This window comes from Ensifer sp. EB106-05-01-XG146 (assembly GCF_058791875.1).
Genome location: NZ_JBYTDX010000003.1, coordinates 180693 through 194856 on the forward strand (window position 1 = coordinate 180693; position 14164 = coordinate 194856).

Sequence of the window (14164 nt, forward strand, 5' to 3'; positions counted from 1 at the left end):
GGCGGCGGCAATGTCGGGAAGGACGGTAACAATGTGGTTGAGTGCTCCGGCAGGGGCTTCCCCCGTCGATTCCTCAGACGGCCCTCGAGGTCGAGCACGGCGCGGCCGGCATCGATGACATTTGTGCCGGGACCAACGAACCGCCGGATTTCTGGCAATATGTACCGAGCATCAGGGATGAGGCCTTTTTCGGACACCGGCCGACGACGCGGGAATGATCCGAGTCATAGCCGCGATGGGTAGGGAGATCGAAGTCGACCAGGCCGACAACAGCACCAATCACCACAGCGGCACGCGTTTCAATTCGTCCGCTTTGGCGCCTGTCCGCTGTTGGAACGGGCACCAGGCCTTCGAAAATCCCGGCCGAATTTTCGGCCAGCTCGCCGAAACGCCGGACGGGGTGCGTTACTCTGCCTTTCCACGCATGTTTCGCGCGGCGGTCGCCAACACTATGTGCTGGCACTCAGCTGTGAGGTTTCCTGCGCAGACAGTTTCCACGGTTTCAAATTCGACCGCTATTTCCTGGCGCATCTGCGAGCGCACCCAATGCGCCAGCCGCGCCGTGCCACCCTTGAAAGGGCGGCTGGTAATGGAGCACAACAAGGGCCGAGCTATCCCTGCTCAATCCGCCCAGCGGGCGAAAAACTGTCGTCCTTCGTGCTTCCCGAACATTTGCTTCGAGCTACCACGACGGGAGAAAACAATTCGTGCTTGGATTTCAGCGGTCAGCCAGTCGTTTGTGCCCCTAAAGCGAACCGCGCTCATAAAAGCGCAAGAGCCCGATGATGGTAGCAAGCGTGCGAGAGCAGCATTTGTTCGAGGCGCCTAGTCTGGCTGTGTCCGATGAAAGGACATTCCAACCAGGAGAGCGAAAATGACTGTGAATCAAGTAAATGAAGTCGAAGGCAAGGTGGCTATCGTAACGGGTGCCGCGAGCGGAATCGGCAAGGCAACTGTCGAACTGCTGCGTGCGCGCGGCGCGAAAGTCATCGCCGAAGATGTCGATCCCGACGTGAGATCGCTAAAAGCGGACGGAATCGTGCCTTTGGTGGCCGATATTTCCAGGGATGGCAGCGCCGAGGAGGCTGTCGCGCTTGCTCTGGAGCATTTCGGAAAGCTCGACTTGCTGGTCAATAATGCGGCCCGCATCGTCTACAAGCCCGTCGTGGAGATGACTCGCGATGATTGGGATTATGTGATGGAGACGAACGTTACCGGTGCTTTCCTTCACTCCCGCGAAGCGGCGAAGGTGATGATCAAGCAGAAGAGCGGAGCGATCGTGAATATCGCGTCCTATGCCTCCTACTTCGCCTTTCCGACAATTGCCGCCTACACGTCGTCCAAAGGCGCGTTGGCACAGTTGACCCGGACGTTGGCGCTGGAGCTTGCCGAGCATGGCATCCGCGTCAATGCGATCGGCTCGGGTGATGTCGTCACCAACTTGCTGAACAGCTTCATGGAAGACGGTCCCGGCTTCCTCACGGAGCATGGCAAGGGTGCGCCGATCGGCCGTGCCGCCCAGCCGTCGGAGATCGCGGAAATTGTGGCGTTCCTCGCGTCCGACCGCGCAAGCTTCATCGTTGGCTCCGTCGTGATGGCCGATGGCGGCTATAGCGTCCAGATCAAGTAAGGAAGGGGCCATTGCCCGAAAATTGGTAGTGGTCCGTCAATTTCGGGGCCTTCGGCAGCTATTTGCCGATGGCCCCGGAAACCTTATGCCTCACGCCACAGACGTGGTGTCCGCTCTGGTTCGGTGTTCCCGTCGAAAGCGCTGAACATGCGCGATAAGCGCCCGCAGCTTGGGCGCCATGTTGCGCCGGCTGGGGAAATAGAGAAAGAGCCCCGGAAAGGGCGGCAGAAAATCCTTCAGCACTGAAATCAATTCGCCCCGTTCGAGATAGGGGCGAAACGTCTCCTCCAGCGCAAATGTGATACCGCCGCCGGAGAGCGCCGTCCGCATCATCAGGCGCAGGTCATTGGTCGTTATCTGGGGTTCGACGGAAACATCGAAGGCTTCTCCCTCCTGCACGAATTCCCACCGATATGGTGCAGTGTCCGGCGCTGGGCGCCACCCGATGCAACGATGATGAATCAAATCCCTTGGGTGGGTCGGCAATCCATTGGCTTCGAAATAGGCCGGGCTCGCCACGACGACTTCCCTTTGTTCGCCCGATAGCGGAATGGCCACCATATCCTGTTCAATGATGTCCCCCAGACGTACCCCCGCATCGAAACCGGCGGAGACGATGTCAAACGTGTCGTCCGTCACCGTCACATCCAAGACAATATTGGGGTAAGCCTCGGCAAACGACGCAATGAGCGGGCCAGAGAGAAATTCTTCGGCAATCGAGGTCGCCGCGATGCGAAGCACGCCGTGGGGGTTGACGTTGCCGCCGACGTCTTCAAGCGCGGACAGGACCTCGGCCAGGGGGCGAGAAAGCGTGTCGCGAAGGCGCTCGCCCGCTTCAGTGAGCCTGACGCTGCGCGTCGTGCGCGTGACGAGCGCGATCCCGCAGCCATCTTCCAACCGCCGGATGCCCTGACTGACGGCCGAGCGCGTAACACCGAGGCGAGCAGCGGCGGCCACGAAGTTCGCCTCCTCGGCCACCGCGAGGAAGAGGGGTAACAGGTTTAAGTCGATTGTCATTGTCGCGTCCTGCTAACCAATATGGTTATGTATAATGGGATACCGACGACAATCAACGCCGTCTATCCTTCTTTCATCCCACAACGCACAAGGCGAGTGGAGATCGAAACCCACCCAGGATGAAAGGAAGAACGATGACCTCTTTGAAGCTTTTGCTGACTGCAGCCGCCATTGCTGGCGCATTCACAGCTCCGGCCGCCGCCCGGGACGCCGCTTGCCCCCAGCAGGGCGACAAAGCTCCCTTGTCGCTCCACAAGAGCTGGATCATGACGGGATGGGAACGGCATGAGGGTGATCCCCGCTTCGTATTCGCCGAGAAAATGCGCGCATATTACGACCTGGAGAACACCACCGGCGTTTTCTACGATAATTTTGCGCCCGGTGAGAAACAGCTCTTCCGCAATGCGGCCCGCTACGGTGCAAACTGGGAAGACCTGCAGAATGCGGCACGGTCCGTTGCCCACGGCCTGACCGACGGGCACGATGAGATCATCGGAGACAGCGTTGCCTCGACCACTCTGGGCTTTGTCGGCCGGATCGAACGCCTCGACGGAAAAGTGATTGCTTTCGACGGTCGTTCGCAGTTGGGTTGGCAATGCGTGAAGGGGGCATGGAAGATCCGCCATGAGCTGAACTACGCCTGGACGGTCGAGCCCAAAACAATCGAAAAATTCCTGGGGAAGGCACAATGACCGGGAAAACCTCACCACACCCCTATGCCGGCATGTGGGTCACGGCCGATGGCAACATCCGCCACGCGCTTCTGCCGAACGGCCGCTACGACGAGGCGCGCGGGCGGCGCGAAAGCGCCTATCAGGGGCGCTATGAAGTGACCGGCGACCATATCGAATACTGGGATGATACCGGGTTCGCGGCGGATGGCGATTTTGTCGATGGCGTGCTCTATCATGCGGGCATGGTGCTGTATCGCAAACCGTGAAGCATCCCCACGATCAGAAGGCGGCTTTCAGCGGGCCGCCTTCTTCGTGCCCGATCCGGGCGTGCGTCAGGGCCTCTTCGGAGCAATCGGCTGGGCCAATGATCAACTTGGATCGGCGCCCATGACTAGTCCCTCGATGTCGTGCTTTTGCGTAATCGGCACGAGCTCGTCCACCACGCGGCAGACGAGGTGCTTCTTGCCGATTTCCGGCAGGGCATCATACCAATCCCGCGTGACCATCATGTCGTGCAACTCTGCATGCCCAGCGCCCGGCCTGTCCACACCCAGCACCATGACGGGTCGTGCAATAGGGGACTTATGCTCCGTGCCTCGGTGCACCGTCAGCGCCGAGCGGCAGGAAATGTCGCCGCGCTGCGGATACTTGCGTGTCGCACGCTCTTGAAACCGGCCCCAGAGCGCCTTGTCCGGGAACATTTCGTGCTTCCATTCCCGGCCATCGTCATATTGCGTTCCCGGCGCCACCTCGAACGGCCCCATATCCTCGGTGACGTCAACGCCGGTGAGGTTGAAGGCAAGCGAGGTAATCTGGTGGTCTCGATAGGTATCCACAGGCGAGGGGAAGTCGCGGTGCCACGGCTGGTATTTCGCGCCCTGGAACGGCACGTCGAGGCCTATCTCCACGATCTGGTAGTCCGATCCTAGCACGTTGGCGCAGACATCCACCACCCATGGATGGGTGATGAGATCCACGAAGCCGCGGAAGGCCTGGGGATGGATTTCGACATACCAGCGGCGCGGTCCCCGGCTGACCGCGCCGCCGGGCCTTTGAATGGCCGACCAGAAGGCCGTCATCATGTCCTCGTGCATATCGTCGGCCCATGCCAGACTAAAAGCACCCTTCAGCCCGATGATGCCGTCTGCCGCCAGCTGCGCCATCTGCGCAGCAATATCGTAGTCGGGTGCTGGCTTCGTTTTCATCCGGTTCTCCTCCCAATTTTCAACAAGGCTACTGCGACTAATAAATATTAGTCAATGGCCGATTTTTATTAGTTGGTGTAGAGAGGGCAAAACGGGGGCGACATGAGCGGTGGAAAAACGAAGACGCGCGTAACCATGATGGATGTGGCCAAGGCGGCCGGCTGTTCGCAGGCGACGGTCTCGGTGGTTCTCAACAATGTCACGGACATCAAGATATCGCCTGAGCTTCGGGCGCGCGTGCTGGATGTCGCGCATAGGCTCGGCTACGGGCTTGCAAGCCCCATCCGTCGCGCGGGCCTTGAGGATCTTCGCGGCGGCTGTATTGGCTTCATCGTCGATCAGCTCGCGACGACCCCGGAAGCCGTCAACGCCATCGAGGGCGCGCGGCACGCTTCCTGGGAGAACGATGTTACAATTCTCGTGGCGCAGACGCAGGGACGGGCCACGCACGAGCGCAAGGCGGTGGCCAGCCTTTTGCAGGCCGGTGCGCAGGGGATCGTCTACATGTCCGTGTTCACCCGCCGCATATCGCTCGATCCGGTCTTCGAGGACCTTCCCGTTCCGCTCGTGCTGCTCAACTGCTATACCAGCGATAACCGTTTTCCCGCAGTGGTTCCTGATGAGGTGACCGGCGGGCGCATGGCGACGGCGACCCTTATCAGGAAGGGGCATACACGCATCGCAACGATCGTCGGCGAGAGCTTCATGGAGGCGGCGCAGGATCGCCTCGCGGGCTATCGTGAGGCGCTGGCGGAGGCGGGCTTACCCTATGATGACGGCCTGGTGGCCGAAGGAAACTGGACGCCGACATCCGGCTTCGAGGCTACCCAAAAACTCCTGTCGCTTCGAGAGCCGCCGACGGCGATCTTCTGCCAGAACGACAAGATGGCGATGGGCTGCCTAATGGCGATTGGCGAAGCAGGTCTGCGCGTTCCGCGGGACATCTCTGTCGTCGGCTACGATGACGACGAACTGTCGCGCCATCTGCGACCGCAACTGACTACCCTGGAGCTTCCGCACCGGCCGATGGGGGCCTGGGCGATTGAGCACCTTGCAAAGAAGCCGCGCTCAGGCCATCACAGCCTAAAAAAGCTCGGATGCACTTTGGTCGTCCGGGGCTCGGTCAGTCGTAAATCGGCCTGACAGGATCAAGGCGATGGGTAATTATTTCAGCGGACGAAGATCTTGGAAATTGCGCTCCAAGAGCGCGCGTGTTGCTCACCCGCGTAAGACGGAAATGGCCAAGAGAAATGCATCGCCCCCGAAACCTTACCAGCTATCCCACTCCGAGCCATCGGCGCGCGTCGCCAGTCTTGACGCCTGATCCGGCGGCGCGTGACGTCACGACGTGGCTCGTGTCTATTGCGGTAATCGGAAATGGTCGTCGATGAGACGGCGGTGGCGAGTGTCCTTGTGCCAGCCGATTGCCTTTCGGTAGCTGCCGAAAAGCTGCCTTTCATGCACGCCTTCGACGGTCAGGCCGTGGACGGCCTCAGCATCCGGTTCAACATACAGCGCATCGACGGGGCAGTAGAGTTCGCACATGAAGCAGGTCTGACATGCATCCTGACGCTTGATGAGCGGCGGTCCTTCGCGCTGTGCTTGGAACACGTTGGTGGGGCAGACCTGGACGCAAAGATTGCAGTCGGTGAATGTGTTGGTGTCTAGAACTTCGATCATTATTCTGCTGCTTGCTTGTATACGCCGGGATCGACCGCTTCGTGCCGAACGGAGATGTGGTCGAGGCCGCTGAGGATGAGCCTGTGGTGTTGGGCGGGGTTCTGCGTCGGATAATCCTCCCGTCTGTGCATACCGCGCGTTTCGGTACGAGAAAGCGCCGCGCGATACATGAAACGCGCCGTTGCCAGCATGGCCTGCGCCTCCCGCAGCTTGAGGGAATGATCCTCGTTGAGAGCGGTTGCCCGTCCGACGTTTTCCCAAAGCGCGTCCAGCCGCTTCAGAGATGCCGAAAGGGCCGAATGCGTGCGGAAGTAATTGATGTCGAGCGGGAATACCTCGTTCTGGACAGCCTTGATGATCTCTGCCGGGTCGATGCCCTTCGTTTCAGAGAGCGCGATGCATGCCAGGCCGAAATCGGTAGCGCTTACCCGCTGCAATGAATAGGACGCGGCAGCCGCGCCAGCAAAGGCACCTGTGGCGATCGCCCAGGCCGCGTTGTGGCTGCCACCGCCGGTGAACCCGCCGCAGATCGGCTCGCGGGTGGCGTTGTCGCCAGCGGCGTAAAGCCCCGGAACAGTCGTTGAACAGTCGAGGCCGGTCAGCCTCAATCCACCTGTACCACGGACCGTACCTTCAAGCCTCAGCTTGACTTCGAAGAAATCGGTAAAGGGATTTAGGCCGCGCCTATCGAACGGAACGAAGAAGTTCGGCTGCGCGCGCCTGAGGATCGCCTTGACCTCGTCAGTCCCGGCAAGGTCCAGCCGCGCAAACACCGGCTCCGAAAGCAAGGTGCGGGCGATAATCGAGCGCCCACGGGCCGAACCCGCTCCCTCGATCAGGCTGTGGTCCTTCCGGTAGAACTGCGCAAAGCGGTAAAGCGCCGTCTTGGTGATCGAGGCGAAGGCGGGCGAAATCGCGTAGGCGGAGGAAAATTCCATGCCCGAGAGTTCGGCGCCAACCTCCGCGCCCATCAGATAGCCGTCTCCGGTCAAGACGTCGCAGCCGAGTGCCTTGCTCATGAAGGCACAGCCGCCAGCGGCAAGAACGACGGCGCCGGCGTTCACCACCCAATGACCGCCGGCCTGGCGCCGCAGGCCGCTTGCGCCGACGACGCGTCCTTCCAGTGTCAGCAGTTGCGTCGCCGGATGATGATCGAGAATGGTGATCCCGGCATTCCTTACCCGGCGCCGCATCAGCCGCATGTATTCCGGCCCCTGGACCGAGATACGCTGCTCTTCGCCGTCGTCGTTACGGGGGAAGGGGTAGCCCCAGTCCGCCAACCGATTAACACTCTCGAACGTCTTGTCGAGGACGGGCACCATCCAGGAACGTTCGGACAGATAACCGCCCATCGCCTCGCGGCTGGCCATGGCTGCCTCCCGTTCCGCCGGGTCCGGCGGCACATACCAGATCTGGGTGCCGGCCGAAGCCGTGGCACCGGAGCTGCCGCAATATCCCTTGTCGACCAGCACGACCTTAGCGTTGCTGGATGCAGCTTCGATGGCGGCCCAGCACCCGGCGGGTCCACCGCCAATCACGAGCACGTCGCAACCGATTTCGACGGCGGCGACGCTTGCCTCACCTGACTGTTGCAATGGCACACTCATGACAGGGATCCTTTCGACGAAGAAATATCGTTGCGATTTAAATCTATGCAATGCATAGATTTTTGAGTCGTTTTTGCCGGAGCCCGCCCATGCCTCTCGCCAGCCTCGCCATGTATGTCAGTCCGCCGCCGATCGAGGAGGCGACGCGGCTTTTCTGGAAAGCATTGGGGGACCGATTGCGTGGGTATGGCCTTGATGCGCCCGGGGCGCTTGACGAGACCGTCGCCTACAACGAGGCGTGGTTCCGTCCGGACCTGCTGTTCGGCCAGACCTGCGGATATCCCTATGTCCAGCACCTTCGCGGGAGGGTTCAACTGGTGGCGACGCCCGTTTACGACTTGCCTGGCTGCGACGGCCCGCACAAATGCAGTTTCATCATCGTCAATGCCCGGTCGTCGGCCAGCTCGCTCGGCGATCTGCGCGGGATGCGTGCGGCGATCAATGAACCGGGCAGCAATTCCGGCTACAACCTGTTTCGAGCTGCGGTAGCGCCACATGCGGTCGACGGCCGCTTTTTCTCGTCGGTCATCGAGACGGGCGGGCACCGAGCAAGCATCGATGCCGTAGCGAGTGGCGCGGCCGACGTCGCGGCAATCGACTGCGTTACGTTCGGCAACACACTGCGCTTCGATCCCGATCGCGTGGCCGCGGTCCGTGTTCTTGCGGAGACGACGAAGGGACCCGGACTGCCCTTCATCACATCCGCCTTGACCTCGGCCAAAGACCTCATGATCCTGCGGCGTACACTGGCGGAGACGATCGGCGATCCTGAACTCGGCGGCGTCTGCGACACGCTCTCGCTCAAAGGCATCAGCCTCCTGGGCGATTCCGACTACGAGGCACTGGCCGAGCTTGATCGGGACGCTGCACGCCATGGTTACCCTGCTATCGTCTGAGGGATGACGGCCGGCCTTGCGGCCAGCGGAAAGTGACAGGCGACAGCGCGTCCGTCTTCGCCCGCCCGAAGGGCAGGGGCTTCTGCTGCGCAAATCGGCTGCACCAAGGGACAGCGGCTATGGAACCGGCATCCGGCCGGTGGATGGGCGGGACTCGGCAATTCTCCGGAAAGAACGATTCGTTCGTGTCGGCGGCTGGGATCGAGCGTCAGATTGGCCGAAAGAAGCGCTTGGGTATAGGGATGCGCGGGGCCGCGAAACAAAGCGGCGGTCGGCCCGCTCTCGACGATGCGTCCGAGATACATGACGGCAACCCGGTCCGCGACCCGCCCGACGACATTGAGATTGTGGGAGATCAGCAGATAGCTGAGGCCCAGGTGATCCTTGAGCCCTCGCAGAAGGTTCAAAAGATCGCCTTGTACCGAGATGTCGAGGCCGGCGGTCGGTTCGTCGGCGACGATGATCGACGGTTCGGCTGCAAGTACGCGGATCAGAGCCACGCGCCGCGCCTGCCCGCCACTGAGCTGATGGGGATAGCGAGAGAGAAGCTGCTCGCCAAGCCCGATCCTTTCGGCCAGCCCCATGATCCGCCCCCAGTTCTCGGCCGTGAAGGCGGCGCGGATCTTCAGGGGCTCGCTAAGCAAGGCTCGGACCGTCAGACGAGGCGAAAGGGACGCGACGGGATCTTGAAACAGGAGCTGGATCCGGCGCTGCAGGATGAGGCGGCGTTGCCTGGAGGCATCCTTTAGTGTCTCGCCCTCCACGGCAAGCGTGCCTTCGGAAAGCGGCTGCAGCCCGACGATCGCGCGGGCGATCGAGGACTTGCCGCAACCGCTTTCACCAATGAGCCCCAGGGTTTCGCCACGCCGCAGTTCAAGCGAGACGTTGTCGACCGCGGTGAGCCGATCGTAGCGTACCATCGCGTTATCGAGGGTTAGAATGGGGCGGGCCATTACGCAGCCTCCTGCCAGCAGGAATAGGTTCGCCCCTCTCGCGTCTGCCGCCGGGGCGGCCTTTCATTGCAGCGGTCGTGGCGGGCAGGACAACGGCTGGCAAAAATGCAGCCTTGGGGACGGCGTGCAGGATCGGGCACGGTGCCGGGAATGGTTGCCAGATCCTGCGAGGGATCGAAGGCCGCATAGGGATCGATCTCGCAGGCGAGCAGCGCGCGGGTGTAAGGATGGCGCGGGCGGCTGAAGACGACGCGCACGGGTCCGTGTTCCACCACCGTGCCTGCATACATGACGATTACGCTGTCGCAGAGTTCGGCGATCAGGCCCATGCTATGGCTGATCACCAGCATGGAGGCGGACGTGCGCTGTCGTAGCCGGTCCAGCACCTCGACCACTTGCGCTTCGATCGTCGCGTCGAGCGCGGTTGTCGGCTCGTCGGCAATCAACAGCTTCGGTTCAACCAGGAGTGCCATGGCGATCACCACGCGCTGGCGCATGCCGCCGGAGAACTCGTGCGGGTAGCGGTGCATGCGCGCTGCCGCATCCGGCACGCCGACATCGGCAAGCATTGCTTGCGCGCGGCCCCAGAGCCTGTTGCGGCTCTCCCGGGGGAAGCGCCGCCGCTGGATATCGACGAGCTGCGTTCCGATGGTAAACATCGGATTGAGCGCGGTCATGGGATCCTGGAAGATCATTGCGATGTCGGTCCCTCGCAACGCCCTGGTTTCGTCTACGCCAAAGCGCATTTCGCGCCCATCGAAGGCGGCCCGACGCGTGGAAACCTGCGCGTTGCCGTCAAGCAGCCCGAGCAGGGCGAAGGCGACCGTTGACTTGCCGCTGCCGCTTTCGCCAACGAGACCGACGGACTGTCCGCGACCAATGGTTATATCGACGCCGTCGAGGATGTGGGCCGTGCTTTCGTGACCCCGGTAGGACACGTGCAGGTCTTCGATGGTGAGAAGGGCGTCAGTCAAAGGGCTTTCCTCAGCTTCGGGTCGAGCGTGTCGCGCAAGGCCTCGCCGAGAAGCGCGAAGCCGAGGGTAGCAAGGACGAGCGCCAGTCCGGAAAAGGTCGCGAGCCAAACCGACTGGTCGAGATAGGTATAGCCGTCATTCAAGAGGTTGCCCCAGCTTGCCAGCGGCGGACGCACGCCAAGCCCGAGAAAACTCAGGCCCGCCTCGATGGTGATGACAACAGGGATATCCATGCAGGCCAGCACGAAGATCGGACCAATGATGTTCGGGGTTACGTGATGCAGCACGACCCGCCAGGTCTCTGCCCCAAGCACTTTTTCGGCCTCGATGAAGGGACTGTTGCGAATGGCGATCGTCTGGGCGCGGGCAACTCGGCCGAAATGGGGAATGAAAACAATGCTGACAAGCAGCACGACATTACCGAGGCCAGGGCCGAACACGGCCACCAATGCCAAGGCCAGTATAATGCTGGGAAACGAAGTGACGATGTCGAAGACGCCGACCACGGCGAGATCGATTGCACGCGGCGAAAGGGCGGCCGCAATCCCGAAAGTGACGCCGGCGCTCAAGGAAATGGCAATGACCGAGAGTGAAATGCCGAGCGCCACCCGTGCTCCATAGATCAGCCGGCTGAGGATGTCGCGACCGAGATGGTCCGTTCCAAGCAGGTGCTGCCACGACGGCTCCATCAGCCGGTTCGCCGGCGCTATTGCGTTCGGGCTATAGGGCGCAATCACCGGTGCGGCGATCGCCCCCAGACAGAGAAGCGTCACCGCAAGCATTGCAAACGTGCCACCCGGGCGACGGGAAAGAGCGATGAAGGCTTGCATCTCAGTGTCCCTGACCAGATGTAAGGCGGGCGCGCTCGCGTGGATCGATCAGGCTCTGGGAGAGGTCGGCGATCAGATTGGTCAGCACATAGAGCATGACGATGACGAAGACGCCGCCCTGGACGACCGGATAGTTGCGTGTGCGAATGGCGTCGTAGATCAGCGAGCCGAGGCCCGGGCGGTTGAAGATCACTTCGGCAAAGACGGCGCCGCCGAGGAGTTCGCCGAAACCCATGCCAAGCACCGCCAGGGTCGGCAGGATTGCCGGCTTGAGTGCGTATTTCATCATGATCTTGGTTTGGCTGACACCATAGGCACGCAACGTGCGAACGTGGTTTTCCCCGAGGACCTCGAGCAGCGATGAGCGCAGGAGCCGGGCGATGTAGCCGACCCAGCCGGCCGCGAGCGCCGCCGTCGGCAATACGAGGTGCCAAAGCTGGTCGCCGAGGTTGCCGCTTTCGCCGGCGCCCAGCACCGGAAACCAGCGCAGATGCACGGAAAACACCATCAGCAGGAAGACCGATACGACGAAACTCGGCGTCGAAATGAATCCGACACTCAGGAACGCGACCATTCGATCTGTCTTGCCGCCCGGCCAGCGGGCGCTGAAAAGCGCCAACGGCACGCCGAGGGCTACGGCGCACAGCATTGATGCGACCGCAAGCGCGGCCGTGTTCGGCAGCGCATTCAGAACCAGGCTGAGGACCGGCCGCCCGTTGAAGACGTCCTCTCCGAGATCGCCGGAGGCGAGCCTGCCGAAGAAGGTGAAAACCTGTTCGATCAGCGGCTTGTCGAGGCCGATGCGGGCATTGAGTGTCGCGACCGCTTCAGGCGTTGCGCGCGACCCAAGGATCACGGTCGCGGGATCCCCGGGGATTAGCCGCGTCAGGGCCATCAGGAGCACGACTGAACCGGCCACGGCAAGTGCCGCCGTCGCCAGCTTGAAGCCAAGATGGATTTGAAGGGACGCGCTCCTCATTGCAGCGCATCCTCTTCTGTCGCAACGCAGGCTGCCATCGGGTCAAGCCGTCGCTTGTGTAAAAGCGGTGTAAAGCCAGTTGTTGCCGTTCGGCAGGACGCCGGGCTTCAGCCACTTTCGCGAAGCGAACGCGTTGAGGTTGTGGGTGATCCAGATAAAGGCAGCCGATTCGTCGAGCAGCTTCTGTGCTTCGATGTAGATCTTCTCGCGCTCGGCCGGATTTACCGTCACGCCGCCTTTCTCGTGCAAGGCATCGAAATCGGCATTCTTCCAGCGTTGCCAGTTCCACTGACCGACTTGCGCCGAGGTGAACCATTGTGTCTGGAAGCCGGGGTCGAACTTGCCGTTGAATTTGATGAGCGAAAGTTCGAGGTCCTTGCTGGCGTCGTTTTCGCCGAGCGCCCAGTAGGCGGCCGATTCCAATGCCTCGATCTCGACCTCGATACCCACTTCGGCAAGGTTTGACTGGATGATCTGGGCGATCGCCTCATAGCGGGCATTGGCCTCGATGGTGAGCTTCGTCTTGAAACCGTCGGCGTGACCCGCCTCTCTAAGCAGCGCCTGCGCCTTATCGAGGTCACGGGCATGGACCGGCGCGTCCTTCCAGTAGCCCAGCAGGCTCGGGGCAAGCAGAGCGTTAGCGCGCGGATAAAGGCCGGAATAGGCGCCTTGCAGGATGGCATCGATATCGACGGCATAGCGGATGGCCTGACGCACGCGGATATCGTCGAACGGCGCCTTCTCGATGTTCGGGCCGAACCAGACATAGTCGATCGCCGGGATCTCGGTGATGCTTGCATCCGGCAGCGCCGCCATCGACTTTCCATTTTCGGGATCGATCGCGGTGAAGTCGATCTCGCCGGACTTAAAGGCGATTTCGGCGGTCTTCTGCTCGCCGATCGGCTTGCCGACGATCTGATGGAAATGCGCCTTGATCGGTCCCTTGTATTCCGGGTTGATCTCAAGCACGAACTGTTCACGCGGCGTCCATTCCTTGAGCACGTAGGGTCCACTTCCGACGAGCTTGGTGGCGATATCCTTGCCGAGCGCCTCGAAAGCCTTCTTCGAGACGATGCGGCCGGAACCGTCGGCGAGCGCGATCGTATAGAGCGCCGGCGCCGGATTCTTGAGGATGATCCGACCCTCGAGCGGCGCGGTTACCTCCACGCGATCGAGCGCTGACCAGTCCTTCGCGTAGGTGACGGGCTTGCCTTCCGCGTCTGGCGTGATGAAGCGTTCGAAAGAGAACTTCACGTCTTCCGCTGTCAGGTCGCCGTAGCCGCCGGTGAAGGCGAGGCCACTGCGCAGCTTGAAGCGGATTTCGGTATCACTCACCTGTTCCAGTTCTTCGGCCGCATCCAGTTCCCATTCGGTCGAGCCTGGCTTGAAGGAGATCAGCCCCTGCTGCACCGACCAGATGACGTTGAGGTCGATCGGACCGGATCGATTGGCCGGATCGAGGTTCGAGAGATCCTTTTCGACGCGCACGGTGATCTTGGTGCGATCGGCGCCGGCAAAGGCCGGATGGACGCCACCAAGCGCAACGATCGTCGCGGGGGAAGCGCCGCCGACAAGTACCTGCCGGCGCGTGGGGTTGAATGTCATGGCATGTCCTCCAGGATTGGCGCTCCCCAGGGCAGGGCAGCGGGTCAATTCGATGGACGCATTAGAGCTAATAATACATCAATTACATAGAATAAATATTTTACGTTTCGGTCT

General features: G+C 61.4%; 15 protein-coding genes. 6 read left to right on the forward strand and 9 right to left on the reverse strand.

All coding sequences use genetic code 11. The features are described from left to right. Positions 1–235 precede the first annotated feature (235 nt). Together AC3WVQ_RS29495 and AC3WVQ_RS29500 are read left to right on the forward strand one after the other, a co-directional pair. Entirely contained in the window at positions 236–829 is a 594-nt protein-coding gene (locus tag AC3WVQ_RS29495; protein WP_246810469.1) for a short-chain fatty acyl-CoA regulator family protein, read from the forward strand. 45 nt (positions 830–874) lie between these two features. Further along, a complete protein-coding gene (locus AC3WVQ_RS29500) occupies positions 875–1630 on the forward strand; it encodes an SDR family NAD(P)-dependent oxidoreductase (RefSeq protein WP_090428571.1) in 756 nt (251 codons plus the stop codon). A gap of 90 nt (positions 1631–1720) precedes the next feature. Here AC3WVQ_RS29500 and AC3WVQ_RS29505 read toward each other — a convergent pair whose 3' ends face one another. After that, entirely contained in the window at positions 1721–2647 is a 927-nt protein-coding gene (locus AC3WVQ_RS29505) for a LysR family transcriptional regulator (RefSeq protein WP_034799874.1), read from the reverse strand. A 134-nt stretch (positions 2648–2781) separates the two neighbouring features. Between AC3WVQ_RS29505 and AC3WVQ_RS29510 the strand changes: the two genes are divergently transcribed. Together AC3WVQ_RS29510 and AC3WVQ_RS29515 are read left to right on the forward strand one after the other, a co-directional pair. After that, the gene (locus AC3WVQ_RS29510) at positions 2782–3339 is read left to right on the forward strand and encodes a hypothetical protein (protein WP_060528826.1); all 558 of its coding nucleotides are present in this window, start codon (positions 2782–2784) and stop codon (positions 3337–3339) included. Then, positions 3336–3587 carry an Atu4866 domain-containing protein gene (locus tag AC3WVQ_RS29515; protein WP_192445581.1) on the forward strand — a complete coding sequence of 84 codons (252 nt, stop codon included), beginning with the start codon at positions 3336–3338 and terminating at the stop codon, positions 3585–3587. Before AC3WVQ_RS29510 ends, AC3WVQ_RS29515 begins: the two co-directional genes overlap by 4 nt. 102 nt (positions 3588–3689) lie before the next feature. On the opposite strand, the gene AC3WVQ_RS29520 is transcribed toward AC3WVQ_RS29515, so the two are convergent. Then, a complete protein-coding gene (locus AC3WVQ_RS29520) occupies positions 3690–4526 on the reverse strand; it encodes a phytanoyl-CoA dioxygenase family protein (RefSeq protein WP_192445580.1) in 837 nt (278 codons plus the stop codon). A gap of 102 nt (positions 4527–4628) precedes the next feature. On the opposite strand from AC3WVQ_RS29520, the gene AC3WVQ_RS29525 reads away from it, so the two are divergent. Further along, positions 4629–5669, forward strand: coding sequence for a LacI family DNA-binding transcriptional regulator (locus AC3WVQ_RS29525; protein ID WP_060608704.1), 1041 nt, complete (start codon positions 4629–4631; stop codon positions 5667–5669). 216 nt (positions 5670–5885) lie between these two features. On the opposite strand, the gene AC3WVQ_RS29530 is transcribed toward AC3WVQ_RS29525, so the two are convergent. Continuing rightward, entirely contained in the window at positions 5886–6206 is a 321-nt protein-coding gene (locus tag AC3WVQ_RS29530; RefSeq protein ID WP_192445579.1) for a 4Fe-4S dicluster domain-containing protein, read from the reverse strand. Then, on the reverse strand, positions 6206–7813 hold the full coding sequence (locus AC3WVQ_RS29535) for an FAD-dependent oxidoreductase (protein ID WP_192358329.1): 1608 nt from the start codon (positions 7811–7813) through the stop codon (positions 6206–6208). Before AC3WVQ_RS29535 ends, AC3WVQ_RS29530 begins: the two co-directional genes overlap by 1 nt. Before the next feature lie 89 nt (positions 7814–7902). Here AC3WVQ_RS29535 and AC3WVQ_RS29540 point away from each other — a divergent pair, with 89 nt between their 5' ends. Further along, entirely contained in the window at positions 7903–8709 is an 807-nt protein-coding gene (locus AC3WVQ_RS29540) for a phosphate/phosphite/phosphonate ABC transporter substrate-binding protein (RefSeq protein WP_060520485.1), read from the forward strand. Here AC3WVQ_RS29540 and AC3WVQ_RS29545 read toward each other — a convergent pair. Genes AC3WVQ_RS29545 through AC3WVQ_RS29565 form a run of 5 tightly spaced genes read right to left on the reverse strand, consistent with a single transcriptional unit; the run spans position 8691 to position 14050 of the window. Beyond that, positions 8691–9662: an oligopeptide/dipeptide ABC transporter ATP-binding protein gene (locus tag AC3WVQ_RS29545; protein WP_090428554.1), complete on the reverse strand. Its 972-nt coding sequence runs from the start codon at positions 9660–9662 to the stop codon at positions 8691–8693. The two genes, AC3WVQ_RS29540 and AC3WVQ_RS29545, sit on opposite strands and share 19 nt — an antisense overlap. Then, positions 9662–10636: an ABC transporter ATP-binding protein gene (locus AC3WVQ_RS29550; RefSeq protein ID WP_192358327.1), complete on the reverse strand. Its 975-nt coding sequence runs from the start codon at positions 10634–10636 to the stop codon at positions 9662–9664. The genes AC3WVQ_RS29545 and AC3WVQ_RS29550 overlap by 1 nt, the downstream gene beginning before the upstream one ends. Then, on the reverse strand, positions 10633–11466 hold the full coding sequence (locus AC3WVQ_RS29555; RefSeq protein ID WP_192358325.1) for an ABC transporter permease: 834 nt from the start codon (positions 11464–11466) through the stop codon (positions 10633–10635). The genes AC3WVQ_RS29550 and AC3WVQ_RS29555 overlap by 4 nt, the downstream gene beginning before the upstream one ends. 1 nt (position 11467) lies before the next feature. Beyond that, positions 11468–12445 (reverse strand): ABC transporter permease, encoded by a 978-nt coding sequence (locus AC3WVQ_RS29560; protein ID WP_192445578.1) that lies wholly within the window; start codon positions 12443–12445, stop codon positions 11468–11470. Between the two features lie 42 nt (positions 12446–12487). Beyond that, positions 12488–14050: an ABC transporter substrate-binding protein gene (locus AC3WVQ_RS29565; RefSeq protein WP_492383381.1), complete on the reverse strand. Its 1563-nt coding sequence runs from the start codon at positions 14048–14050 to the stop codon at positions 12488–12490. Positions 14051–14164: the final 114 nt, after the last annotated feature.

Bases quoted from the DNA above. Each gene is read 5' to 3' on its own strand.
- AC3WVQ_RS29495 (WP_246810469.1), top strand. From the start codon at position 236: ATGGGTAGGGAGATCGAAGTCGACCAGGCCGACAACAGCACCAATCAC.
- AC3WVQ_RS29500 (WP_090428571.1), top strand. From the start codon at position 875: ATGACTGTGAATCAAGTAAATGAAGTCGAAGGCAAGGTGGCTATCGTA.
- AC3WVQ_RS29505 (WP_034799874.1), bottom strand. From the start codon at position 2,647: ATGACAATCGACTTAAACCTGTTACCCCTCTTCCTCGCGGTGGCCGAG.
- AC3WVQ_RS29510 (WP_060528826.1), top strand. From the start codon at position 2,782: ATGACCTCTTTGAAGCTTTTGCTGACTGCAGCCGCCATTGCTGGCGCA.
- AC3WVQ_RS29515 (WP_192445581.1), top strand. From the start codon at position 3,336: ATGACCGGGAAAACCTCACCACACCCCTATGCCGGCATGTGGGTCACG.
- AC3WVQ_RS29520 (WP_192445580.1), bottom strand. From the start codon at position 4,526: ATGAAAACGAAGCCAGCACCCGACTACGATATTGCTGCGCAGATGGCG.
- AC3WVQ_RS29525 (WP_060608704.1), top strand. From the start codon at position 4,629: ATGAGCGGTGGAAAAACGAAGACGCGCGTAACCATGATGGATGTGGCC.
- AC3WVQ_RS29530 (WP_192445579.1), bottom strand. From the start codon at position 6,206: ATGATCGAAGTTCTAGACACCAACACATTCACCGACTGCAATCTTTGC.
- AC3WVQ_RS29535 (WP_192358329.1), bottom strand. From the start codon at position 7,813: ATGAGTGTGCCATTGCAACAGTCAGGTGAGGCAAGCGTCGCCGCCGTC.
- AC3WVQ_RS29540 (WP_060520485.1), top strand. From the start codon at position 7,903: ATGCCTCTCGCCAGCCTCGCCATGTATGTCAGTCCGCCGCCGATCGAG.
- AC3WVQ_RS29545 (WP_090428554.1), bottom strand. From the start codon at position 9,662: ATGGCCCGCCCCATTCTAACCCTCGATAACGCGATGGTACGCTACGAT.
- AC3WVQ_RS29555 (WP_192358325.1), bottom strand. From the start codon at position 11,466: ATGCAAGCCTTCATCGCTCTTTCCCGTCGCCCGGGTGGCACGTTTGCA.
- AC3WVQ_RS29560 (WP_192445578.1), bottom strand. From the start codon at position 12,445: ATGAGGAGCGCGTCCCTTCAAATCCATCTTGGCTTCAAGCTGGCGACG.
- AC3WVQ_RS29565 (WP_492383381.1), bottom strand. From the start codon at position 14,050: ATGACATTCAACCCCACGCGCCGGCAGGTACTTGTCGGCGGCGCTTCC.